This is a genomic window from Streptomyces sp. ADI95-17, assembly GCF_003846175.1.
Lineage (GTDB): Bacteria > Actinomycetota > Actinomycetes > Streptomycetales > Streptomycetaceae > Streptomyces > Streptomyces sanglieri.
Window position 1 is genome coordinate 204,756 of sequence record NZ_ML123053.1, and the last position, 22,048, is coordinate 226,803.

The 22,048-nt window shown below is 69.8% G+C and carries 24 protein-coding genes and 1 pseudogene; 15 read left to right on the top strand and 10 right to left on the bottom strand.

The annotated features are described in order from the left end of the window. Positions 1-146 precede the first annotated feature (146 nt). Complete coding sequence (locus EES42_RS40080; RefSeq protein ID WP_124723135.1) at positions 147-374, bottom strand: hypothetical protein; 228 nt, start codon at positions 372-374, stop codon at positions 147-149. A 144-nt stretch (positions 375-518) separates the two neighbouring features. Here EES42_RS40080 and EES42_RS40085 point away from each other — a divergent pair, with 144 nt between their 5' ends. The 3 genes from EES42_RS40085 (at position 519) to EES42_RS40095 (ending at position 2,018) form a co-directional block, all read left to right on the top strand. After that, complete coding sequence (locus EES42_RS40085; protein WP_124723136.1) at positions 519-1,073, top strand: pentapeptide repeat-containing protein; 555 nt, start codon at positions 519-521, stop codon at positions 1,071-1,073. Between the two features lie 75 nt (positions 1,074-1,148). Next, positions 1,149-1,532: a VOC family protein gene (locus EES42_RS40090; protein WP_124723137.1), complete on the top strand. Its 384-nt coding sequence runs from the start codon at positions 1,149-1,151 to the stop codon at positions 1,530-1,532. Between the two features lie 99 nt (positions 1,533-1,631). Next, positions 1,632-2,018, top strand: coding sequence for a nuclear transport factor 2 family protein (locus EES42_RS40095; protein WP_124723138.1), 387 nt, complete (start codon positions 1,632-1,634; stop codon positions 2,016-2,018). Positions 2,019-2,103: 85 nt separating this feature from the next. Here EES42_RS40095 and EES42_RS40100 read toward each other — a convergent pair whose 3' ends face one another. Then, a complete protein-coding gene (locus EES42_RS40100; RefSeq protein WP_124723139.1) occupies positions 2,104-2,673 on the bottom strand; it encodes a TetR/AcrR family transcriptional regulator in 570 nt (189 codons plus the stop codon). Positions 2,674-2,774: 101 nt separating this feature from the next. On the opposite strand from EES42_RS40100, the gene EES42_RS40105 reads away from it, so the two are divergent. Continuing rightward, on the top strand, positions 2,775-3,686 hold the full coding sequence (locus EES42_RS40105) for an alpha/beta hydrolase family protein (protein ID WP_124723140.1): 912 nt from the start codon (positions 2,775-2,777) through the stop codon (positions 3,684-3,686). A gap of 309 nt (positions 3,687-3,995) precedes the next feature. Beyond that, on the top strand, positions 3,996-4,655 hold the full coding sequence (locus EES42_RS40110) for an MSMEG_1061 family FMN-dependent PPOX-type flavoprotein (RefSeq protein ID WP_124723141.1): 660 nt from the start codon (positions 3,996-3,998) through the stop codon (positions 4,653-4,655). Positions 4,656-4,718: 63 nt separating this feature from the next. Here EES42_RS40110 and EES42_RS40115 read toward each other — a convergent pair whose 3' ends face one another. From EES42_RS40115 to EES42_RS40125, 3 genes are all read right to left on the bottom strand, one after another. Beyond that, the gene (locus EES42_RS40115) at positions 4,719-5,063 is read right to left on the bottom strand and encodes a hypothetical protein (RefSeq protein ID WP_241196891.1); all 345 of its coding nucleotides are present in this window, start codon (positions 5,061-5,063) and stop codon (positions 4,719-4,721) included. A gap of 133 nt (positions 5,064-5,196) precedes the next feature. Beyond that, entirely contained in the window at positions 5,197-5,829 is a 633-nt protein-coding gene (locus EES42_RS40120) for an RNA polymerase sigma factor (RefSeq protein ID WP_124723142.1), read from the bottom strand. A 294-nt stretch (positions 5,830-6,123) separates the two neighbouring features. Then, on the bottom strand, positions 6,124-6,972 hold the full coding sequence (locus EES42_RS40125) for an alpha/beta hydrolase (protein WP_124723143.1): 849 nt from the start codon (positions 6,970-6,972) through the stop codon (positions 6,124-6,126). A gap of 164 nt (positions 6,973-7,136) precedes the next feature. Here EES42_RS40125 and EES42_RS40130 point away from each other — a divergent pair, with 164 nt between their 5' ends. Continuing rightward, positions 7,137-9,050, top strand: a complete 1,914-nt coding sequence (locus EES42_RS40130) for an SMI1/KNR4 family protein (RefSeq protein WP_124723144.1) — start codon at positions 7,137-7,139, stop codon at positions 9,048-9,050. 290 nt (positions 9,051-9,340) lie between these two features. Here EES42_RS40130 and EES42_RS46950 read toward each other — a convergent pair. Further along, positions 9,341-9,451 (bottom strand): annotated as a pseudogene (locus EES42_RS46950) (transcriptional regulator); the annotation flags it as partial. On the opposite strand from EES42_RS46950, the gene EES42_RS40140 reads away from it, so the two are divergent. Then, complete coding sequence (locus EES42_RS40140; protein ID WP_241196892.1) at positions 9,447-10,052, top strand: SgcJ/EcaC family oxidoreductase; 606 nt, start codon at positions 9,447-9,449, stop codon at positions 10,050-10,052. The pseudogene EES42_RS46950 and the gene EES42_RS40140 overlap by 5 nt on opposite strands. A gap of 30 nt (positions 10,053-10,082) precedes the next feature. Here the strand turns inward: EES42_RS40140 and EES42_RS45295 are convergent, their stop codons facing one another. Together EES42_RS45295 and EES42_RS40145 are read right to left on the bottom strand one after the other, a co-directional pair. Then, entirely contained in the window at positions 10,083-10,337 is a 255-nt protein-coding gene (locus EES42_RS45295) for a TetR/AcrR family transcriptional regulator (RefSeq protein ID WP_164495520.1), read from the bottom strand. Positions 10,338-10,485: 148 nt separating this feature from the next. Beyond that, positions 10,486-11,199 carry a GNAT family N-acetyltransferase gene (locus tag EES42_RS40145; protein ID WP_124723146.1) on the bottom strand — a complete coding sequence of 238 codons (714 nt, stop codon included), beginning with the start codon at positions 11,197-11,199 and terminating at the stop codon, positions 10,486-10,488. Between the two features lie 399 nt (positions 11,200-11,598). On the opposite strand from EES42_RS40145, the gene thpR reads away from it, so the two are divergent. From thpR to EES42_RS40180, 7 genes are all read left to right on the top strand, one after another. Further along, positions 11,599-12,225, top strand: a complete 627-nt coding sequence (thpR, locus tag EES42_RS40150; RefSeq protein ID WP_124723147.1) for an RNA 2',3'-cyclic phosphodiesterase — start codon at positions 11,599-11,601, stop codon at positions 12,223-12,225. Positions 12,226-12,402: 177 nt separating this feature from the next. Further along, complete coding sequence (locus EES42_RS40155) at positions 12,403-12,633, top strand: histidine phosphatase family protein (RefSeq protein WP_241196893.1); 231 nt, start codon at positions 12,403-12,405, stop codon at positions 12,631-12,633. 284 nt (positions 12,634-12,917) lie between these two features. Next, complete coding sequence (locus EES42_RS40160) at positions 12,918-14,462, top strand: FMN-binding glutamate synthase family protein (RefSeq protein ID WP_124723148.1); 1,545 nt, start codon at positions 12,918-12,920, stop codon at positions 14,460-14,462. Between the two features lie 928 nt (positions 14,463-15,390). Then, positions 15,391-16,344: a GlxA family transcriptional regulator gene (locus EES42_RS40170; protein WP_124723149.1), complete on the top strand. Its 954-nt coding sequence runs from the start codon at positions 15,391-15,393 to the stop codon at positions 16,342-16,344. A gap of 120 nt (positions 16,345-16,464) precedes the next feature. Continuing rightward, entirely contained in the window at positions 16,465-17,463 is a 999-nt protein-coding gene (gene gap / locus EES42_RS40175; RefSeq protein WP_124723150.1) for a type I glyceraldehyde-3-phosphate dehydrogenase, read from the top strand. 186 nt (positions 17,464-17,649) lie between these two features. Next, positions 17,650-17,802 carry a hypothetical protein gene (locus EES42_RS45300; RefSeq protein ID WP_206433824.1) on the top strand — a complete coding sequence of 51 codons (153 nt, stop codon included), beginning with the start codon at positions 17,650-17,652 and terminating at the stop codon, positions 17,800-17,802. A 497-nt stretch (positions 17,803-18,299) separates the two neighbouring features. Next, entirely contained in the window at positions 18,300-19,286 is a 987-nt protein-coding gene (locus tag EES42_RS40180) for an MFS transporter (RefSeq protein ID WP_206433825.1), read from the top strand. Positions 19,287-19,529: 243 nt separating this feature from the next. Here the strand turns inward: EES42_RS40180 and EES42_RS40185 are convergent, their stop codons facing one another. Further along, positions 19,530-20,051, bottom strand: a complete 522-nt coding sequence (locus EES42_RS40185; protein WP_124723151.1) for a MarR family winged helix-turn-helix transcriptional regulator — start codon at positions 20,049-20,051, stop codon at positions 19,530-19,532. Between the two features lie 169 nt (positions 20,052-20,220). Here EES42_RS40185 and EES42_RS40190 point away from each other — a divergent pair, with 169 nt between their 5' ends. Beyond that, on the top strand, positions 20,221-21,489 hold the full coding sequence (locus tag EES42_RS40190; protein ID WP_124723152.1) for an FAD-dependent monooxygenase: 1,269 nt from the start codon (positions 20,221-20,223) through the stop codon (positions 21,487-21,489). Here EES42_RS40190 and EES42_RS40195 read toward each other — a convergent pair. Next, positions 21,435-21,971: an NUDIX hydrolase gene (locus tag EES42_RS40195; protein ID WP_241196894.1), complete on the bottom strand. Its 537-nt coding sequence runs from the start codon at positions 21,969-21,971 to the stop codon at positions 21,435-21,437. The genes EES42_RS40190 and EES42_RS40195 overlap by 55 nt on opposite strands. Positions 21,972-22,048: the final 77 nt, after the last annotated feature.

Genomic DNA, 22,048 nt, shown 5'->3' on the forward strand with positions numbered 1-22,048 from the left:
GGCTCGGTATGCGCCGGCCAGGGATTTCCTGGGAACGCGATCGGCTCCGACGATCCTGCGGGACTGCCGACATGACTGGCATGGCCGGCGTGATCCTGGGCGGCGACTACGACGCCGCTCGGCCCGCGGGCGGAACTGAGCGCCAGTCAGCCGGTTGCCCGGTCCGACTGCATTCGTGAGGCGGCGTCCGCCCATCGGGCCCTGCCGAACACTCCGTCGACGGCGTCCTCTTCGTACCGGCCTCGGCGGTCCAGCCAGGTCACGAGCCACTCGGCGAGACTGCCCGCACCCACGAACCACGCCCTGGACGGGTCCTGGCCACTGATGGTCAGAGCCTCCGTCACCTTCTCCGAGACCGAACTTGGCAGCTGCACCTGGAGTACCTCAAGAACAATTGGTACATCACCGACTGAATCCGTACGCCGTACGCGGAGCCGCCGATGGTGCATGGGCCGGTTGGATCCTGCACAGGGGTGTGGTCCCGTGCCGGCGGCAGAGCCGTGGAAGAGCGGGTCGAAATGGCGATCCCGAGATCAACACCAAACGCCCCGGAAGGCCCCCTGACGCATCCACGCCCCAACCCGTCCCCGACCGCGCCGCCGTGGCCGCACTGCGGTCACGGTTCCAGCGAGCAGGATCCGGTCGGCTGCCGGGGCGCACATGTCCCCGGCCACACGGCCTGCCTCACCCACCTGACCCGCGCCGACCGCCGCGCACATCTGGACGACCCGGGCCCGCGTGCGGACCTCGACCTGCGCGGCACCACGTTCGAAGATCGTCTCTGGGAGTCCTTGCTCGACGTCCTGCGCGACAGCCACACCGGCGGGGAGCCCGTCATCGGCTCCGCCCGGTTCACGTCGGCGGTCTTCGAATGCCATGCCTGGTTCGACTCGATGGCCTTCGACGGCAACGCCGTGTCCGACGCGGCGACCTTCCGGGACGCAAGCTTCGAGGGCGCGGTTTCGTTCGAGGGGGTGGCCTTCCAGGAGGCGACCTTCGACGACCCGGGGCAACTGCCTTTGCCCACACACTCTCCGGGACCGAGCCGGAGGCTCACGGGCCCCTGCCCATGAGGCGGCAGAGCACTTCGGGGTGTTCGGCCGCAGTTTTGGTGGCGGACCGAGCGGTGCTCAGGCAGGCTGAGCCGCATGGTCTCGGTAGTGCAGAACGTGGCGATCGACTGTTCGGATGCCTATGAGCTGGCTCGGTTCTGGAGTGAGGTGACCGGTTGCCCACTGCACCCGGAGGACAGACGGGGCAGCAGGGAGACCCAGGTGACGCTTCCGGAGGGCCCGCTGCTGTACTTCAACCAGGTGCCGGAGCCGAAGACAGTCAAGAACCGGATCCATTTGTGCCTGCGCCCGACGACCTCGCGCGAGGAGGAGGTCGAGCGGCTGTTGGCTCTCGGCGCCACCCTGGTCACTGATCGCAGGGAGCCCGATGGCGCGGGCTGGGCCGTCCTCGCCGATCCTGAAGGCAATGAATTCTGTGTCCTCCGCAGCGAGTCCGATCGTGCTGCGATGTCTCCCTGAAAGCCCCTGAGACCACAAGAATGACTCGGAAGCCGAGTCGTGCTCCGCGCGTGATAACTCGGTTGCGACGGGCGTGGTCACCCGGGCGAAGATGCCTGCATGAGCCGAGAGACAGAAGACGTACGTGAAGCGATCGCAGGCGAGCTGCGTCTTATGGACCCCAGCGTGCGCATGTCACGCTCGCTTGCCGGACAGCTGATGGACCCGGACTTCGTAGAGGTCGGCGCTTCGGGGCGGCGGTGGACGTATGACGAGATGCTTGCCGCGCTGCCCGAGCTGGACGGTGCGGCAGAAGGCAGTCCGCGCTATGAGCCCTCGAACTTCACCGGTGTCCTGCTGGCACCCGGACTGGTGCACCTCACCTACGAGACCACGTTGGACGGAGAGCGGGCACGGCGGAGTTCGCTCTGGCGAAAGCAGGGTGCGGCCGCGACGTGGCAGATGTACTACCACCAGGCCACACCCATCCCGCCCGACAGCGTGTGACTGCGGAATTCGAGTCCGGGCCCGGACCGGTGTTCCGCGGCGGGACGTGCCTGTCGAGTACGGGCCGTGGGGCCGGGTCCTGCCGCTATGCCTTGCGACGACATCCGGCGAGGAGGATGGCGACCATGTGCTTGGCGTCGGCCTGTTCGTAGTCGGGGCCCGTGATGCAGAGGTTTCCGACGGCGCGCATGAGCGTGTAGGCGGTGATGCCGGGGCTGAGTTCGTCGGCGGCGGCGCAGGCGTCGAGCAACGTCGCGCAGGCCGGGACCAGTGTGTCGAGCATGAGGCTGTGGAGGTTCTCCAGCCCCGCGTCACCCGACCCCAGCGCGGCGCCGAGGCCGTGCTTGGTCACCAAGAACTCCACGAACGCGTCCACCCAGCGGGTCAGCGCGGTGAACGGGGAGGCTGAATCCTCCAGGAGCCGGGGCGCGAGTGCGGCGCAGGTGTCGATCTGGTGCCGGTAGACGGCGGTGACGAGGTCCGCCCGGGTCGGGAAGTGCCGATAGATCGTGCCGACGCCTACGCCGGCGCGTTCGGCGATGTCGCGGATGGGGGCTTGGACGCCCTGATCCACGAAGACCGCCGCTGCGGCCGCCAGCACGCCGCCGCGGGTGCGTTGCGCCTGTGCTTGGCGTACTCCGACCGTCTCCGGCACGAGGCCCTCCTGGTTCGCGGAACAATGTTCCGCTAAAGTGGCGGAACGGTGCTCCGCCAAAATACGGCAGAGCGCTCCCGTGGAGAAAAGGCAGGTCCCCCATGTCTTCCAGCTACCTCGACCAGCGGATCGTCGCGGTCAAGCCCATCGCCGTTCCCGCGCCCGACCGCGGCATCGACCTACAGGTGAAGGTCACCGCCCCGCTGTCGGGCCAGAACCTCCCCGTCATCGTTTTCTCCCACGGCAACGCATGGTCCCTGGACGGATACGAACCTCTCGTCGACCGGTGGGCCGCAGCCGGGTTCGTCGTCGTGCAGCCCACCCACCTGGACTCCCGCCGCAACGGCCTCGGGTGGGACGACCCGCGCTTCGCCACCGTCTGGCGCGTCCGGATCGCCGACCTCCACGCGGTCCTCGACGGCCTCGACGACATCCTCCTCCAGGCCGGCGGCCTGGAGACCCGCGTCGACCGTGGACGCACCGCGATCGTCGGCCACTCCTGGGGCGCCCAGACCGTCGGCGCGCTCCTCGGCGCACGCGTGCTCGACGCCGACGGCATACCCGGAGAAGACTTCTCCCACTCTGCGGTCGCGGCCGGCGCGCTGATCGCCGCGACCGGAACCGGCGACACCCTCACCCCGTTCGCCGCCGAGCACCTTCCGTTCATGAGGCCGGACTACTCCACCATGACCACCCCGGCCCTGGTCGTCGCGGGCGGCAAGGACCGGTCCCAGCTCTCCACGCGCGGGCCGGAGTGGTTCACCGACGCCTACCGCCTCAGCCCGTCCCCGAAGAGCCTGCTCACCATCGCCGAGGGCGAGCACACCCTGGGTGGCATCGCCGGCGAGATGGTCGCCGAGACCACCGACGAGGACCCCGCCCGCGTCGCCCTCGTCGCCGACGCGGTCTCCGCCTACCTCCTCGACGCCCTCAAGCTCAACAGCGCCGCGTGGACCGCCCTCGACAACGCCACCGAGGCCGGCGACAGTACGTGGAGCATCTCCAGCAAGTGAACCCGGCCGGACCGCGCCGTCGACCGAGCCAAGAGTGGACCCCACCTCGCGGAGCACGCCCAACGCCTCATGGTGAGCCCGGTCCACAGAGGGACCAGTGTCACCAGGAGCCGGTCGGTGAAGACCAGTTCGTACTCCGGCCCGGCCTGGCCCGGCCCGGCCCCGCCTCCCGCCGGAATCCGCCCTCACACCGCCCGTGACGCCCGGACCCACAACGCGCCACCCAACGCGAAGCGAGATCTACGACGGACTCGCCCCCGCCCTCACCGGCCGAGACCGATCGCAGGCCGGCTCGTTAGGGTCGGAGGCATGACGACACCCCGTGCCGACAGCGCCTTCGACTCGCTCCGCCTCGACGCCGTACCCGACCAGGAGGCGCTGCGCCGGGCCTACGGACTCCCCAGCGCCGCGGCCGTGCGCAAGCAGATGACCGAACTCACCGAGCAGACCCGGCGGTTGATCGGCTGCTCGTCGCTGGTCCTGGTCGCCAGCGCGGACGCAGAGGGCAACTGCGACGTCTCGCCGCGCGGCGGCCCCGCCGGGTTCGTAGCCGTCCTGGACGCGCGGACGGTGGCGATACCGGACGCGACCGGCAACAAGCGGCTGGACACCCTGCAGAACGTCATCGCCACCGGGCGGGCCGGGCTGCTGTTCGTCATCCCCGGGCGGACCACCACCCTGCGGGTGAACGGCCGGGCTGTCGTCTCCACCCGCCCGGAGCTGCTGTCGCAGCTGACCGCCGTGGGAAAGCCGCCGGCCAGTGCGCTGGTGCTGGGGATCGAGGAGGTCTACCCGCACTGCCCCAAGTCGCTGCTGCGCAGCGGGGCCTGGAAGCCGGAGCAGTGGCTGCCGACGGACGCCCAGCCGACCTCGGCCGAGGTGACGCTGGCCCAGCTGCGGATGCCGGAACTGACGATCGCCGACATCGAGCAGGTGGAGGCGGACTCGCTGAAGTACCGGTACGAGTAACCGGCCGACCTGAGACTGCTGAACCACCAGCCGGCCGAACCCCCAGGCCGGCACGCCGCAAGATCATTCGTGGGTCGGCCCGTAAGGGCCGGCACGGTTCAGCTCGCACCTCCCCTCCGTGCAGGTCCGACGCAGCCGCCCGGCCGAGACGGTCTCCACGAGGCCGATCACCCAGCACATCGGGCAGCCGCGCAACGCGACCAGGCCGACCGGGGCGAGCAGAAGGCTCGCCGGCCCGACGACCGGCAACAGGGCCAGGGACCCGGCGAGCGCGCCGAATCCGACGGCGCCGCGGGCCAGATGGCGCGGAACGGTGTCGCTGGCGAATCCACCACGCGCCGACGCACCGCGTGCGCCGGCGGTGCCAGGTCCGGAATCAGGTCCGGAACCGGGCAGGGAGCCGGTCATGGAACCAGATCCGGCACCAGGTTCGGAACCAGATCCGGCACCAGGTTCGGAACCAGATCCGGCACCAGGTTCGGAACCAGGCGTGGAGGCGGGTTCGGAACCGGGCGTGGCGGTGCGTGTAGTCGTGTTCGGGTCAGTTGTCATCGTGGGTTCCTCTCGTCCCGGCCGCCGGATCGTCCCGCAGCGCCTCGCGCACCGCCGAACGGGCCCGGTGCAGGCGGGACTTCATCGCGGCGGTGCTCAGCCCGAGCCGGTCGGCGACGGTGCGGCCGGGCAGGCCCTGGACGTCCCGCATGACCAGCACCTGCCGCTGGTCCTCGGGCAGGGCGGCGACGGCAGCCGCGACGCGTTCGGCCTCCAGGCGCAGCAGGACGTCCTCCTCGGCGGATCGGGCGGTGCCGCCGAACGCGTCGAACGCGCCGTATGAATCGAACGCGTCGAACCGGCCCGACGCTCCGAGCCCGCCGGGTTCGTCGGCCGGTCCGCGACGGAGCAGGGCGCGGGTGCGCCGCAGGCACTCGTTGCGGACGATCCGGAACATCCACGATGCCAGCGCCCCGGAGGCGCGCAGCATGCCGATCTTGCGGTAGAGGATGATCAGTGCTTCCTGGGCGGCATCCTCGGCGTCCTGCGGCGTGGCGCACAGCGTGTGCGCGAACCGGTGTACGTGCGGGTAGGAGCCGTACACCAACGCGGTGAGCGCCTCGACGTCGCCGCGTTGCGCCGCGCCGACCAGGGTCGCGCCGGGCCAGGTGTGGTCAGCCACGCTGACGCCTCCGGCGGCGCAGCAGCGTGACAGTGCACGCGCACAGCAGCAGCGCGGCGGCCGCGGCGGCGGCGATGACGACGGCGGTCATGGGGTCCTCCCGGTGGGGTGCAGGGCGGACGCGGTCGTCCGCACACATATGAGAGGCGCGGCGGGCGCGAAAGGATTCACCCCTGTCCGCGATCCAGTGGTTCGGGGCGCCTCGGCGCGTACGTCCGCAGACCGCGACCGAGCCCGGCGGTGCCAAGGGCCGTGGATCCACACCTGTGTTGTTGATCCACACCTGGACGGCATTCAGCGCTCGTCGGACCGCCACAGCCAGCGAAGGGCATCGGGGAGCAGGACGCCACCGTGGTTGGGGCTGTGACCGCCGTCGCCCAGGACCAGCCGAAAGTCGTAACCGGCTTCCGCGAGCGCGGCTGCGACGTGCAAATTGCCGGCGAGCCAATTCCTCTCGCGCTCGTTCCAGCGCAGGTCACGATGGCCCGCCTGGAGGAAAATTCGAAGCGGCTTGCGGGGAACGCGGGGAATGAGTTCGGGGTACGGATTCCCGGCCGGCATCTGTGTGAAGCTGGACAGGAAGGCGATGACCCGGCTGAACCTGTCGGGGCGCAACCATGCCGCGGTGAAGGCGCAGTTGCCACCGCTGCTGCCACCGCAGACGGCCCACTGACCCGGGTTCTCGGCGATCGAGTAGCGCTTCGTGACCTCGGGAATGATCTCGCCGAGGAGGAAACCGACGTACCGGTCGTCGTATGCGTCGTACTCGATATTGCGGTTCTTCGGGTTCTCGGCGCCGGGGACGATGCCGGGGTCGACGAACACCCCGATGGTGACCGGGATTTCACCTCGCTGGACGAGGTTGTCCAGGACGATCGCGCCGCGGACTTCCCCATCGGGATCGAGGTACCACCATCCGTCCTGGAACACCACGAGCGACGCCGGCTCGGAAGGGGTATAACGCGCGGGCACGTGGATCCAGAACTTCCGGGACGTCCCCGGGTAGGTCACGCTGTCGTTCCAGTCGAACTCGATCGTCTCACCCGCGGGCACTCCGGGTTGTGCAACAGAGTCGGGGCCATGGACGTAACGAACGTCCGACTGGTGAACCGGAAGCGGCTGGTAGGGCACCTCGATCGTCACATGGGCCAACCTAGGAGAGACCGAAACCCGGCTCAAGGGGATTGAGGCCCGGTGCGAAGCGGCGGTCGCAGTGAGTCGTCGTGGACGGCTGCGGTGTCACTCGGCAGTAGCCGTGTGCGAACAGGGCCGACAGCGTTGTCAGTGCCGGATGACATCATCCGGACATGAACGGTGATTCTTTCAACTGGCACGAGTTTTTGGGGCGTTGGCAGGAGGAGTGGGTTCCGCGCGAGGACGAGGAAGCGGACGAGGCTGAGTACGAGAGCGAGGGTGGCGGGCAGGCCGTCGCCCGTCTGGGCAGGCCCGGGGCGGACGAGGTGGCGATCGCCGCGGCCGAGGAGCGGCTGGGGCGGCGGCTGCCGCCCTCGTACCGGGAGTTCCTGTCCGTGAGCGACGGGTGGCACGTGGACCAGATGGCCGGGATCTATCAGCTCGGCGGCGCCGCGGACATCGACTGGTTCCAGGATCCGTACGACATGACCCCGATGTACGAGGAGAACCTGGGCGACAACCCGCGCGAGGAGGACGTCCTGCTGGCCGGCATGTGGCAGCGGGCGCTACAGCTGGAGACGGACTCCGACATGTCGTACGCCCTGCTCGACCCGGGCGACAGCGACCAGGACGGCGAATGGGCGCTCTACGTCTACAAGGGCTGGGGCGGTGAGCTGCCGGACCGATATCCGTCGTTCCGCGCGTACATGGAGGCCATGTACCGCGGCTTCCACTCCGTCCGGGTGGAGAGACCCGACTTCGAGAACGCGACCACGCGCGCCCAGGACGCCCACGTGGAAGCAGCCCATCTGCTGGCCCTGCGCGGACGTTACGAGGAGGCCCTGCCCCTGCTGGAGGAAGCGCTGTCCTTCGGACGGCCACGGAGCGCCGCCCTGCTGGCCCAGATCCGGCATCTGCTCGCTCCGCACAGCTCCCAGGGTTACGGCAATCTGGTGGCCGACCCGCGCTACCTGCCCGAGATTCTGCCCGTGGAGGCCATGGCACCGGCCCGCGGCGAATGGCGGCTGGGCGGGGACGACCACTGGCTCGGGATGATGGCCGCCCGCGGGGCCGCCCGGAAGACCGCCGAAACCGTACTGAGCACGATGCGGGACGGCACATACTGCTACGCGCCTCCCGGCGCATGGGGACGGGCCGTCGCCGAGGCCCGGGAGTCGGCCCGCTGGGGGGCGACCGACGCCGCATGGCGGGTGCTGCGGGACGCGCTCCCGCTGTGGGAGGCGCCCGGCCCCTTGCTGATCGCCCCGATCGGCCTGCTCGCCGATCCCGTCCTGGGCCCGCTGATCACCCCGGAGCGTGGGCGGGAGATCCTCGCGACCCCGCGAGCCGGGGAGACGGGCCCCGCTCCCGCGCCGGTGCCCGATCTCGACCCGCCGGGGCTCGCCTGGCTGACGGAGCCTGCGGCGAACCGGTGGCCGCTCGACGGATACCGCTGTGTCTGGGCCGAGGGAATCGACCCGTCCCGCCTGCCCGGCCTGATCGGTGAGGAAGGCGCCGGACTGAGCGCGCCCACGGATCCGGGCAAGGCGTCCTGGCGGGCACCCAGGCCCCATGAGCGGGAGGGGGTGGAACTCTGGGAGGACCGGGCCGTGGTCGCCGTCGGCCGCACCGCGGAAGCGTGGGCCTTCGCCTTCGGAGGTCACTCCTGCCACCTGAACCAGCTGTTCCTGTCGCCCGCCCCGGCCGCCTCCTCGTCCGGCCGTGCGGTGGTGGTGTGGCGCGACCCGAGGCGCACGTCCCCGGGTGACCACCCGACCGCGTTCCACCTGTCGGTGGCCGAACGGGGCGAAGAGATCTACGCGTTCACCGTGCGGGGTACGGAGATCCAGCGCTCCGGCGCGATACCCGGGGCCCTGGACCCCGTACGGCTGTTCCGCCCGGAAGACACCGAGCTGGACCGCGAACTGCGCGTGCTGGAGGCCCTGCATACAGAGCTCGGGCTCTCGCTCCCGCGCTTCGCGCTGACCCGGGGCAGGCTCCACACCTTCACCACCACCTCCTGGACCCGGGCGCCACGCGCGGACGAGGGCTTCGCCTATGCCTACATCGGCTTCGCGCGGCGGTGACCGGTCGCGGGGGCCGCTGCGGCGGATGACGGATTCCGACGCTGCTTTCGCTACCGACTCCGTTGTCGCTGCTTCTGCTTCTGCTTCTGCTGCTGCTGATGCCGTCGCCGCGGCCCGGCCCCATGCGGTATAGTTGATCTTGAGAGTTCGCCGCAACACACGGCGGATGACCTCGCGTTGGTCGTCCAAGGAAAGACGCCCCGCTTCCTGCGGGGAAATGCAGGTGCAAGGCCTGCCCAGCGCTCGCTCACGAGGCCCTTCCCCCGGCGGGGGAAGGGCCTCGGATCGTTTCAGGCGGAGGTGGCTTCGAGAAGGGTTTCGGTGGCCGCCGTGCGGGCGTAGAGGACGGAACGGCCGACGCGGTGGGCGCTGACCGGACCCGCGTCGCGCAGCGCGGTGATCGACGCGTGGCAACGCCATGACGCGCAGGCCCACGGCGCCCGGTTCACCGTCGACGCCACGTACATCACCTTCGTCGGCACCTACTACCAAGGGCGCGCCGACATCGTGGAGAGCCACCGCACGCCGTTCGAGAAGCACCTGAAGGGGCCCCGGCTCTCCGACGAGGTCCTGGACATCCGCTTCCACGGGCCGGACGCGGCCGTGGTCACAGGCCGCGGCGACACCTGCAAGGGCAGCCGGCCGCAGAAGCTCACCAAGATCCAGACCTACACGCTGGTGCGCGAGGCGGACGGGGAACGGCGCCTCGCAGCCTTCCACAACACCAAGCGCAAGCCGCTGCTGGAGGCGATCTCGTTCAGGACCGCCCCGGGCCTGGTCCCGGCCGCCCAGAAGCAACCCCCCGTCCCTCACCGCCATGAAGCGGCCACCGGCCGCGGAGAGCCCGAGCGATCACTCATGACGCCGCGACGTGCACAGCGCCGGCCAGGCCGAATGCAGCCGAGTCGCCCCCCGTGGCCACGGCCGCACGGACGAAGTCGGCCACGTCCGTCTCGGGTATGCCGCCGCCTCGGCCGCGACATCGAACTCGGGATCGTGTGAGCGCACCGGGCATCGGCGCCGCCGCCGTTTTCAGTCCGGAGGCCCTGCCAGGGCCTTGAACGCCGGGCGCAGCAGGGCGGCGATGCGGTCTGCCGGGACGTCGCGAAGAGCGGCCAGGCCGAGGAACTGGTGGCCGATGGTGATGCCCAGCAAGGCCGTGACGAACAGTGCGGCGCGCAGCTCGGGGTCCTCGGTCGCGGGCAGGGCGGCGCTGACGCTGTCGATCTGCCGGTCGAGGGCGGCGCGGACGGATCGGCCCTGCGGAACGTGCGAAAGTGGCCGCAGGGCCGACCCGGAAGCACCGTCCTGTCAGGGCGCCCACGCCCGACCGTACGAGCAACAGCAGTTCACCGCTCGGTGAGCTGCTGCATACGTGCTCACCCCGGCCTCGCTCACTGGGCCTGAACACCTGCTGCCCGCCGCAGCACGGGCGCTACGAGTCGGCCGGGGTGCGGAACCCGCGGAACGTCACCGGCTTGCGGGTCTCGAAGCCCAGACGTTCGTAGAGCGCGACGGCGGCGGTGTTGCTGTCGGCCACGTGCAGGAAGGGACGCTCGTGCCGGGCCACGATGCGCGCGGCGAGCGCGCCGACCAGGCGGGCGGCACAGCCTCGCCCGCGGGCTTCGGGGGCGGTGCAGACCGCGCTGATCTCGGTCCATCCCGGCGGTCGTAGTCGCTCCCCGGCCATCGCCACCAGCGTGCCGTTGTCGCGGATGCCGAGGTAGGTGCCGAGTTCGGGGGTACGCGCCCAGAACGGTCCTGGCTGGGTTCGTCCGGCCAGGTCGAGCATCTCGGGCACATCGTTCGGGCCCAGTTCGACCACGTCAGTTCCGGCCTCGGCCGGGGAAGGGACGGGCGAGCCGGCGCCCGGCCGGATCATCTGACGCCCTTCGAGGACGAAGACGGGTTCCCAGTGCGACGGGGGGATCGACGGGCAGTCGAACATGTCCGCGAACCCACCTGGCCCCAGCAGTTGCGTGAGGTCGGCCCACTCCGCCGGCCCCGGTCGGGCGGGCACTGCGCAGAAGGTCGAGACTTCCGGCAGGTAGGTGACGGCCCGGCCGTATCCGCGGGCGAGGTGCGCGTGGTGGCCCCGGAGTGACGCGCCCACCGGGTCGTCGAGTACGACAGCGTTGCTGCCCTCCATGGTGCAGTGCCTTCCGTGTCGAGCGTGAGGCTGCGCGCTGCCGTGCGATGCGACGCCTGGGCGCCGCGGCCGGTGCGAGGAGGCCTCACTGATCAGCTGTCCGCGATCGGACTCTAATAGGGCCGAGCCGCGCACCTGGAACGGGGCCGTCAGCCCAGGCGAACACCTCGGCGACCTCGGGGTCGTGCTCCCCGCGGCAGGACACCCAAAGCCGATCCACCGGCCGGGGTGTCTTCGCCGGCGGCGCTGCCAGGTCCGGGTGCCCCACCAGCCCGTCGTCTCCTGCTTCAGCTTTCCGCCACCCTCAGAAGTGACTTCTTCAGCGTTCGCGACCGCGAGCGCCCCTTCTGCCGTACCCGGGTCGTTGCATCCACTACCGGGTGCGGTACGAAGTCCGGTGTGAACGATCAGACCCAGCCCGCGACTGTGCGCGTGTTCATCGCGCTCGCCCCGCCCGACCACGCGAAGGAAGAACTCGCCCGGGAACTGCGCCCCGCCTATGACACGTACCCTCGCATGCGATGGAACCGCATCGAGGACTGGCACATCACCCTGGCGTTCCTCGGGGAGCTCCCGGTCGGGACAGTTCCGCTCCTGCGCCCGCCCCTCGCCGACCTCGCGGCGAACCACCGGCCGATCCGTCTGGCACTGCGCGGCAGCGGGAACTTCGACGACCGGGTGCTGTGGAGCGGAATCGACGGAGACCTCGATGGGCTGCGCATGCTCGCGGCCGATGTGCGTGCCGCCGTCAAGAACTGCGGTGTCTCCTTCGAGGACCGCCCCCTGCGCCCCCATCTGACGTTGGCCCGTGCCCGCCGAGGGGATCGGTCCTCGGCAGGAGAAATCGCCGAGGGGATCGCCGGATTCGCCGGATGTCAGTGGCCCGCCGAACGTCTGCACCTGGTCGGGAGCAACGTCGGCCGCAGCCGGGGACCGATCCACTACCGCGACATCGAGGCCTGGCCCCTCGGCAACGGGAACCCCACCGGGTCCCGAACGAACCGACAGCGGCCTGGGGAGGCGTGACGACCGGTTCACCTTCAACCGCACCATCATCATCGAAACCGGCACCAGCTACGGACTGCAGTGGTTGCGGGCTGCAGTCCGGCAGGACACAGCCCACAGGAGGTACGCGTTCATGCGCACTCTTTACGTCGTCACCCACCCGGAGGCGACGCACCACGTCGAGGGAGTCGTCGGCGGATGGAACACGACGAGGGCGTGGAGGGCGCAGAGACCAAGGCGGCTTGCGCGCACCGTATCTACGCGGCCATGGACGACATTTTGCAGCGCCCTTGCGCGCACCAGACCATCGTGACGCACGGCGGCTTCCTGACGTTCGTCGTCGCGTCCTGGATCAGGATGCCGATCGAGTCGGCCGGCTACGCCAGCAAGAAGCCGTACACGCCGCCATGGTCTCTGCCCCGGCGTTGACCGCCGGGGCTGCCGGGACAGTCATGCACGTTCTACGCCCTGTTGGCGAGTTGGGACACCGCCCACGGTGAAGCCGCGCTCGGCCATGCCGTTCGACGACGATTCGGCGGTGGGCCGGACTCACGCACCCTGCCCCGTCCGCCCATCCGCGAGACCTCTAACATCATGTGGCGTTTTGTCGTCGGACGCCGGTGCCCGCCTGGCCGTGTCCGTCGCCCGACGCCCACGACGTCCGCCGCACAGCGACGGAGTCGGGTATCGAGCAACCGAGGAGAGGAACGTTCATGCGCGCTCGGAGCATCGGAGCGGCCGCCGCAACAGCATTGGCGCTGGTGGCTGCCCGGGACCTCGTCCAGAAGAAGCACGCACTGCTCAGAAACTTCCCCGTGATCGGCCACGCCCGGTACCTGCTGGAGACGATCGGGCCGGAACTGCGCCAGTACGTCGTGACGTCCAACGAGGAAGAGCGCCCGTTCAGCCGTGACCAGCGCACCTGGATCTACGCGTCGGCGAAGGAAGAGAACAATTACTTCGGGTTCGGAACCGACGTAGACGTCGAGCACGTGCAAGGGCACGCGTACGTGAAGCAGCGGACGTTCGCCGGCACGCTGCCCGATCTGCACGACCCGCAGGCCCCGCTGCCCTCGGCCAAGGTGCTGGGCGGACCGCGCGGGCGCGCCAAGGCGTTCCGGCCGGCGAGCGTCGTGAACATCTCGGCGATGAGCTTCGGATCGCTGTCCGGCGCGGCCATCACGGCGCTCAACAAGGGCGCGGCGCTGGCCGGCGCGATGCAGAACACGGGCGAGGGCGGCCTCTCGCCGTACCACCGCAACGGCGGTGACCTCGTCCTCCAGATCGGGACGTCGTACTTCGGCTGCCGCAACGAGGACGGCACCTTCAGCCTCGACAAGCTCAAGGACGTGGTCGCAGGCGCCCCGGTCAAGGCGATAGAGATCAAGCTCTCCCAGGGCGCCAAGCCGGGGCTCGGCGGGATGCTGCCGGGTGCGAAGGTGACCCCCGAGATCGCCGAGATCCGCGGCATCCCGGCCGGCGAGGACTGTGCCTCTCCCTCCCGGCACACCGCGTTCCACGACGTCGACTCGATGCTCGACTTCGTGGAGCTGATCGCTACCGAGACCGGTCTGCCGGTCGGGATCAAGAGCGCCGTGGGGGAGATGAGCTTCTGGGAAGAGCTGGCCATGCTGATGGCGCGTGGTGACCGCGGGGTCGACTTCGTGACCATCGACGGAGGCGAGGGCGGCACCGGGGCGGCTCCCCTGATCTTCACCGACTCGGTGTCGCTGCCGTTCCGGATGGGCTTCTCCCGTGTCTACAGCACCTTCGCCGAGCAGGGTCTGACCGACGACCTCACCTTCATCGGATCCGGCAAGCTGGGCCTGCCCGAGAACGCCGCCGTGGCCTTCGCCCTTGGTGTCGACATGATCAACGTCGCCCGCGAGGCCATGCTGTCCATCGGCTGCATCCAGGCTCAGAAGTGCCACACCGACAAGTGCCCCACCGGCATCGCCACTCAGAACCCGTGGCTGGTGCGCGGCGTCGACGCACCCTCGAAGGCCACCCGGGCAGCTGTCTACCTGCGCACCCTGCGCAAGGAGCTGCTGAAGGTCTCGGGAGCTGTCGGTGTCGCCCACCCGGCACTCATCACGACCACCGACATCGAGATCATGAACGGCGACTACGACGCCCGTACCCTGGCGAGTGTCTACGGCTACAAGGACGGCTGGGGCGAACTCGGCCCGGAACTGACCCAGGAGATCACCGCGCTGCTCAGCACCGAACCGACCCCTCCGCAGAAGCCTGCCAGCTGACGCGTGACGCGTGACCCGTGACGCGTGCCGGTGCCTGATCCGCGAGGTCGGGCGGTACGGGGGTGGTCGGCCGGGCCGGACATCCCGCACACGCACCCGTGAGCGGCGGGGCCCACGGTTCCGCCCGGGCCGCTCCTCGCGTGCTCAGCCCAGGACGTTCGTGATCTCGGCAGGGTCTGTGCCGGGAAGAGGACGGTGCCCTTCGGCCCAGTGGTTGGACCACCCGCAGAGCCCGCACGCGTACCGTCCGTCGAGTCCGTGGACTTCTGCGTCGCAGCCGCTGCACCGGGTGGTCGTGATCTCCGGGGTTGCTGCGACAACGCGGGAGGACCAGCCGCACTGGTTGGAACAGATCCAGGACCCGTCAGGGCCCTGGCCGGCGGCCGCGCCGCAGTTTCCACACGTCATGGAGGAGCCTCCTTCGAAGGCGGAGCCGCCACGGGTGAGGCGGGGCCGTGTCCATTTTGGCAGGGGTGCGAGGTGTGGGGGTAGGCCGTACCGGGGCGCGAAGAAGTGTTTCGGCGCGTCATTCGCATCCGGTATTCGTACGGATGCATCAATTGAGGTGCGCCCAAGTACGCCGATGGCCCCGACCGCCCGCCGCGGGCTGACCGCTCAGAGCCTGGCGCTGCGACGCTACGGTCCCCTGCACTCCCACACCCCCTGCACCCACACTCCCGCACCCCCGGACTCCTGTGCTCTCACGTTCCCGCGCTCTCACGCTCTCACGCTCTCACGCTCTCACGCTCTCACGCTCTCACGCTCTCACGCTCTCACGCTCTCATCGCTCTCACGCTCTCACGCTCTCACGCTCTCACGCTCCCGCGCTCCCGCGCTCCCGCGCTCTCACGCTCCCGCGCTCTCACGCTCCCGCGCTCTCACGCTCCCGCGCTCCCGCGCTCCCGCGCTCCCACGTACCCTGTTTCCCGTGGTCTCCCGCTTGCATCGCGTCACCGTCCTTGTGCTGGAGGGTGCGAAGCCGCTCGATGTCGGCATTCCTGCACAGGTGTTCACGACCCGTGCGAGCATGCCGTACGAAGTGCGGGTGTGCGGTGCGGCACCCGGTCTCGTGACCGGCGGCGACGGCCTGTCGTACCACGTCGCCCACGGCCTCGACGCGCTCGCGTGGGCCGACATCGTCTTCATCCCGGGCTACCGGTTCCCGGACCGTGACGACCCGCCGCATGCCGTCGTGGACGCGTTGATCGCCGCCCACGACGGGGGCGCGCGGCTCGCCGCGATCTCGACGGGTGCCTTCGCGCTCGCCGCCACGGGCCTGCTCGACGGCAGGCGCGCCACGACGCACTGGCATTACGCGCGGGCGCTGGCGGCGAAGCATCCGCTCGTTCAGGTCGACGAGAACGTTCTGTTCGTCGACGAGGGCAGCGTGCTGACGTCGGCCGGTGCCGCCTCGGGCATCGATCTGTGCCTGCACATCCTGCGCGGCGACCTCGGAGTGGCGGCGTCGAACCACGCGGCCCGGCGCCTGGTCGCGGCCCCCTACCGCAGCGGCGGTCAGGCGCAGTACGTGCCGCGCAGCGTGCCCCAGCCGCTGGGGGAGCGGTTCGCCGCCACCCGCGAGTGGGCGCTGCATCGGCTGGGCGAGCCCCTCACCCTTGAGGTGCTGGCCCGGCATGCGGCGGTGTCGCCGCGTACGTTCTCGCGACGCTTCGTCGAGGACACGGGGTACACGCCGATGCAGTGGGTCATGCGCGCCCGCGTCGATCTGGCCCGTGAACTGCTCGAACGTTCGGAGCGGAGCGTCGAGCAGATCGCCACCGATGTCGGTCTGGGCACCGGTGCCAATCTGCGGCTGCACTTCCAGCACATCCTCGGCACCACGCCGAGCGAGTACCGGCGCACGTTCGCGCAGGGCGAGTAGCCCGCGTCACGTAGCCGGCTGGCGTCACGTGGCGCGATCCTTTTGAACCATGGCGATCACGCCGCTGTCACGGACGGATGCGGCACGCGACGCTGGTGGCGAACCGAAGGGACACCACTCATGACTCGCATCGCCGTCAACGGATTCGGCCGCATCGGACGCAATGTGCTGCGCGCGCTGCTCGAACGCGACAGCACCCTCGAAGTCGTCGCCGTCAACGACCTCACGGAGCCCGCCACCCTCGCCCGGTTGCTCGCCTACGACACGACGTCCGGCCGGCTCGGCCGCCCGGTGACCGTCGACGGGAACGTCCTCGTCGTTGACGGCCGTCGCATCACGGTGCTCGCCGAGCGCGAGCCGGCACAGCTTCCGTGGGCCGAGCTCGGCGTGGACATCGTGCTCGAAGCGACCGGCCGCTTCACGTCGGCCGAGGCCGCCCGGGGCCACCTGCACGCGGGCGCGAAGAAGGTGCTCGTCAGTGCTCCGTCGGACGGCGCCGACGTCACACTCGCGTTCGGGGTCAACACGGATGCGTACGACCCGGACGCGCACACCATCGTCTCGAACGCCTCGTGCACGACCAATGCGCTGGCGCCGCTGGCCTCGGTGCTCGACGACCTCGCCGGCATCGAGCACGGCTTCATGACGACGGTGCACGCCTACACGCAGGAGCAGAACCTGCAGGACGGTCCGCACCGCGATGCCCGCCGTGCCCGTGCCGCCGCCGTCAATATCGTGCCGACCACGACGGGCGCCGCCAAGGCGATCGGCCTCGTGCTGCCGAACCTCGCCGGCAAGCTGTCCGGCGACTCGATCCGCGTGCCGGTTCCGGTGGGCTCGATCGTCGAACTCAACACGACCGTTGCCCGCGACGTGACGCGCGACGACGTGCTGGCGGCGTACCGAGCGGCGGCGGAGGGGCCGCTGGCCGGCGTGCTCGAGTACTCGGACGACGCGCTCGTGTCGTCCGACATCACGGGCAATCCGGCCTCGTCGATCTTCGACTCGGCCCTCACCCGCGTCGACGGCCGCCACATCAAGGTGGTCGCCTGGTACGACAACGAGTGGGGCTTCTCGAACCGAGTGATCGACACCCTCGAACTCCTCGCCACCCGCTGACCGGACGCCGGGGCGGCCCCCACCTCCGGAGGCCGCCCCCCTCCTGCTCCAGTGGTTGAGCGGGCCGCCAACGACGGCCCGATCGCTCTCTTTCCTCCTTCCCGCCCCGCGACCTGCGGTGAGGTAGCCCTGCGATCGTGGGCCCTATGGGTGGACCGGTTGAGCGGGTCGATGAAACAGGGCCGGGTGCCGGCAGTCGTCGACCGGGCCGAGGCGATTCGACAGGGATGGCTGCACCGCGTCGCTCTCGTCAGCCACCGGAGTTTCGTCCCGGACGCCCGCGAGGCGTTCGACCAGTACCGCGTCCTGCGCGAGGCGAACCGGCCCTCCAGCTACTGATCGTTTCCAAAGAAGGTTCGCGGTCGCCCCGTCGTCTGTGAGGTCGGTCGGTCCACCCGACCACCCAGGCCGGCACGGAGAAGCCGAGAAGCAGATTGCATTGGTTGAGCCCTGTTTTCCAACGACTTCCTCATTTACTTGAACGCCGTTTGGCACGGGGGTTGTTCCTGATTTTCGTGTGACTCTTCCCCGGTGCGTGACGCCTTTCCTTAGCTGTCCTCGCCTCTTCATACTCCCTCGTCGGTGGTGGTTTCGGCCCGCGGAAGGTTTTGGCGAAGTGCCGTTCAGCGCTTCGAGCGCACTGCCCCACTTGTTGCCGGAGACGGCGATCGGACGTTGGGGGAGTGTTGACGGCAGGTGCAGCGAATCGAGTGCCCGATGAACCATCCACCGAAGGCCCAGGAGGCCCAGGAGGTGGGGAAAGCCGACTTGTCGCGCACGGCATCCTGCTAGAGCGTGGCCCGAGGCGCACGCTGGCGACCGCCAGCTTCATCAACATGCTCGGCAGCGGTGTGTTCACGCTCAGTGCCGCAGTGTTCTTCACCCGCTCCGTCGGGCTGCCGGTGTCTCAAGTCGGCCTAGGCATGGGCCTGGGCGCCCTGGTGGGACTGCTGTCCGGGGTCCCGGTCGGCCGGATCGCCGACAGGCGCGGACCGCGTGAGATCTACATGCTGACCCTGACCGCGCAGGCCATCGCCATGGCGATGCTGGTTCTCGTCCACACCTTCTGGCTGTTCACGGCAGTGATCTGCCTGACCGAACTCGCCGGTTCGGCCAGCCAGGCGGCCCGCAGCCCCATCGTGCGGGGTCTTGCGGGCGAGCAACCCGCCAGGTTCCGGGCCTATCTGCGGTCCGTCGTGAACCTGGCCTCCAGCATCGGCGCCCTGCTGGCCGCGCTGGTCGTGCAGTTGGATACGCATGCCGCGTATCTGTGCCTGGTCCTGGGCAACGCCCTGAGCTTCGTGGCAACGGCTGTCGTCGTGGGCCGCCTTCCTGCCCTGCCTCCTGTCCCGACCCCTCCCGGTGCCGGACGCTGGTCGGCGTTGAAGGACTACCGCTACATGGTGATCACCGCACTGGACGGCATCATGTCGATGCACGGCTCCGTCCTGGTCTTCGCCCTGCCCCTGTGGATCGTCGGCCACACCGACGCGCCCCGCTGGTTCGTCGGAACCAGTGTCCTGCTCAACACCATCATGGTGGTCGTCCTGCAGGTCAGGGCAAGCCGCGGCATCGACAGCAACGCTTCCGCGGCACGCGCTTGGCGCCGCGCGGGCTGGGCCTTCCTGGCCGGGCTGTCCCTGATCGGTCTCGCCTCCGGCCTGCCCGCATGGAGCGCGGTCCTGCTGATCCTCCTCGGAGTGGGTGCCCACACCCTCGGTGAACTCCTGCACGCGGCAGGCTCGTTCGAGCTGCGCTACAACCTGGCCCCGCGCACGCCCAGGGCCAGTACTCGGGTGTCTTCCGCTTCGGCAGCGGACTGACAAGCGTCGCCGCACCCTCCCTGCTGGCCTGGGCCTGCCTCGACGCGGGCACCCCCGGCTGGCTGCTTATGGGCGGCCTCTTCCTCGTCGTCGGGCTCGCGGTACCCCACGCGGTCCGATGGGCAGAGCAACCCCACCCGGGCGGAACAGCCCGTGGCGCAACTGCCTGACGCGCACCGATCGCTGTGGCCACGACGCCATCTCCTGGCCCGGCTGAACGCGAACACGGGTACGCGGGTGCGTTCAGCCTTCGCCGTACTCGTCGAACCGCGCCAGCCGGGCCGTTACGTCGTCGACGAGACGGGCGAGGAGTCGGGCGAGGTCGTCCCGGTCCTGCGGCGGCCAGTCGGTGAGTGCTTCGGTGAACCAGCCCAGCAGTGAGGCCACGTACCGGTTGGCCCCCTCCGCACCCGCCTCGGTCGGCTCGATGAGGCTCGCTCGGCGGTCGTGCGGGTCGGCGACACGTCGTACGAGACCGCGTTTCTCCAGGGCCTGGACCTGGCGGGTGACATGCGGGCCCACGACCTGCATGCGGTCCGCGATCTCGCCGATCCGCAGCGGCCCGTCAGCCGTGCGGAGCGACAGCAACACACCCATGGCGGGGCGGTCGAGGGGGAGACCGGCCGCCTCGGTGGCGCGTTCGGCGAGTCGCCCCTTGGTGACAGCGGCGCTGAACTGGATGATCCGGGGCAGCACGGCGAGCAGATCGGCGGGCGGCTCCTCCGACGGGGGCTGCCCGGGGGACTCGGCGGACTCGGGGGGCACGACACCAACTCCACTTGCATACCTAAGTTAGGTATCTATATCGTAGGGGGCGGTTGCGCCGACAGGGGCGCCGCATGGCCTCCATAAGGATACCTAAGGTATGCATCCTTGCTTGTGCGGTGCGCGACGTCCTCATGCCGGGTACTCCCCGGAGGAAAGGTGAGAAGTCATGAACCACGCATCTTGCCCCGCCCGCCCCGCCTACCCCGTCCGCCGCGTACTGATCTCCGGAGCGAGCATCGCGGGCCCCGCCCTCGCGTACTGGCTCGACCGGTACGGCTTCGAAGTGACCGTCGTCGAGAGGGCCCCCACCGTACGAAGGGGCGGATACGCGATCGACATACGCGGCACCGCCCGTGAAGTCGTCGACCGGATGGGCCTGTTGACGCGTCTTCGCGAGGCGCACGTGGACAGTCGGCGGATCACCTTCGTGGACGCGGACGGCGAGACGATCGGCTCGCTGCGGCCCGAGCAGATGACCGGCGGAAAGGCGGGATTCGACCTCGAAGTCCGGCGCGGCGACCTGGCGGACATCCTCTGCACGCCGTTGCTGAACCGGATCGAGTTCCTCTTCGACGACTCGATCGCCGCGCTGGACGACGAGGGGGACGCCGTGCACGCCGTCTTCGACAGCGGCGCTCGCCGCACCTTCGACCTCGTGATCGGTGCGGACGGACTGCACTCGAACACACGTCGCCTGGTCTTCGGCCCTGAAGAGCCCTTCCACCACTACCTCGGCCACATCTTCGCCGGCTTCACACTGCCGAACGAGTTCGGGCTCGCACACGAGGCGGCCATCTGGAACGTGCCGGGACGAGGCGCGGTCCTCTACGCCCACGAGCCGTCCGAGCCCGCGCACGGCTTCCTCACCTTCACCCGCCGGACCCCGCCCTTCGACGCCTTCCGCGATCCGAAGGCCCAGCGCGCCCTGGTCGCGGCGCACTTTCCCGAGCGGGTCTGGCACCTGCCACGCCTGGTGGAGGCGATGCGGGAGGCCGACGACCTCTTCTTCGACGTCGTGAGCCAGATCCACATGCCTACGTGGTCCTGCGGTCGCGTCGCGCTGGCGGGCGACGCCGCGCACGCGACCTCGTTCATCTCCGGCCAGGGTTCGAGCGTCTCGCTGGTCGGCGCGTACATCCTGGCGGGCGAACTGGCCACGCACACGGATCACGGCGACGCTTTCGCCGCCTACGAGCGCCGGATGCGGCCTTTCGCGGAACGCAACCAGGCCCTGGCCACCGAGGGCGGCACCGTGGTGACACCGACGACGCAGGAGCAGATCGACGCCCGCAACGCCGTGGTGCGCGACCCGCAGGCGGGGAGGGAGACACCGAGCGCCGAAGAAGGGCGCGCGGCGCACTCGGTGCTGGTGCTGCCCGACTACGCGGTGGCCGTCCGGGACGCAGCACCTGGCCGCGCGGGCGGGCGGCTCTGAACCGTCCGGGAGATACGGGCGTCACACCACGGGCCGTCCGGCACCAGGGCGCCGAGCACGGCCAACAACTGCGGCGGCTCAACCGGGTCCGGCAGCGAGCCCAGATCCAACCACGTCATCCACCCGTGTGTGTCCAGGTCGACCTGCTCATCGGGGAGCAGTCCGGTCCGCACGAGCGCCGGTTGCTCCTCGGTGAACCGCGCGACGAAGAAGTGCTCCGTCCCGATGTACCGCTTGCCGTTCCACCGCACATCACGCCCGACCGGCACAGACCGATCGAGTACCGCGGCCGGGTCGAGTCCGGTCTCCTCGGCCAGCTCGCGCCGCGCCGCCACCAGCGGTGTCTCGCCCGGCTCGATGCCGCCACCGGGCGGCTCCCAGAGCCATGTCCCGTCGAACGGGTCACGCCAGCGCAGAAGAAGCAGGCGATGGGAAGCGTCCAGACAGATGACCCGGGCTGCGGACCGGTGCGTTGTTTCCACCACCCTGACGCTATGCGGCACTCGGAATGTCGCTCAAGACCTGGGCCATGTCGGTCGACGGCTCGACCACGTCCGAA

What these genes read in the sequence shown, in the direction of transcription:
- EES42_RS40155 (WP_241196893.1), top strand. Translation starts at nt 12,403, where the DNA reads ATGGAACACGACGAGGGCGTGGAGGGCGCAGAGACCAAGGCGGCTTGC.
- EES42_RS40090 (WP_124723137.1), top strand. Translation starts at nt 1,149, where the DNA reads ATGGTCTCGGTAGTGCAGAACGTGGCGATCGACTGTTCGGATGCCTAT.
- EES42_RS40160 (WP_124723148.1), top strand. Translation starts at nt 12,918, where the DNA reads ATGCGCGCTCGGAGCATCGGAGCGGCCGCCGCAACAGCATTGGCGCTG.
- EES42_RS40180 (WP_206433825.1), top strand. Translation starts at nt 18,300, where the DNA reads ATGCTCGGCAGCGGTGTGTTCACGCTCAGTGCCGCAGTGTTCTTCACC.
- EES42_RS40130 (WP_124723144.1), top strand. Translation starts at nt 7,137, where the DNA reads ATGAACGGTGATTCTTTCAACTGGCACGAGTTTTTGGGGCGTTGGCAG.
- EES42_RS40110 (WP_124723141.1), top strand. Translation starts at nt 3,996, where the DNA reads ATGACGACACCCCGTGCCGACAGCGCCTTCGACTCGCTCCGCCTCGAC.
- EES42_RS40190 (WP_124723152.1), top strand. Translation starts at nt 20,221, where the DNA reads ATGAACCACGCATCTTGCCCCGCCCGCCCCGCCTACCCCGTCCGCCGC.
- EES42_RS40145 (WP_124723146.1), bottom strand. Translation starts at nt 11,199, where the DNA reads ATGGAGGGCAGCAACGCTGTCGTACTCGACGACCCGGTGGGCGCGTCA.
- EES42_RS40085 (WP_124723136.1), top strand. Translation starts at nt 519, where the DNA reads ATGGCGATCCCGAGATCAACACCAAACGCCCCGGAAGGCCCCCTGACG.
- EES42_RS40105 (WP_124723140.1), top strand. Translation starts at nt 2,775, where the DNA reads ATGTCTTCCAGCTACCTCGACCAGCGGATCGTCGCGGTCAAGCCCATC.
- gap (WP_124723150.1), top strand. Translation starts at nt 16,465, where the DNA reads ATGACTCGCATCGCCGTCAACGGATTCGGCCGCATCGGACGCAATGTG.
- EES42_RS40095 (WP_124723138.1), top strand. Translation starts at nt 1,632, where the DNA reads ATGAGCCGAGAGACAGAAGACGTACGTGAAGCGATCGCAGGCGAGCTG.
- EES42_RS40115 (WP_241196891.1), bottom strand. Translation starts at nt 5,063, where the DNA reads ATGACCGGCTCCCTGCCCGGTTCCGGACCTGATTCCGGACCTGGCACC.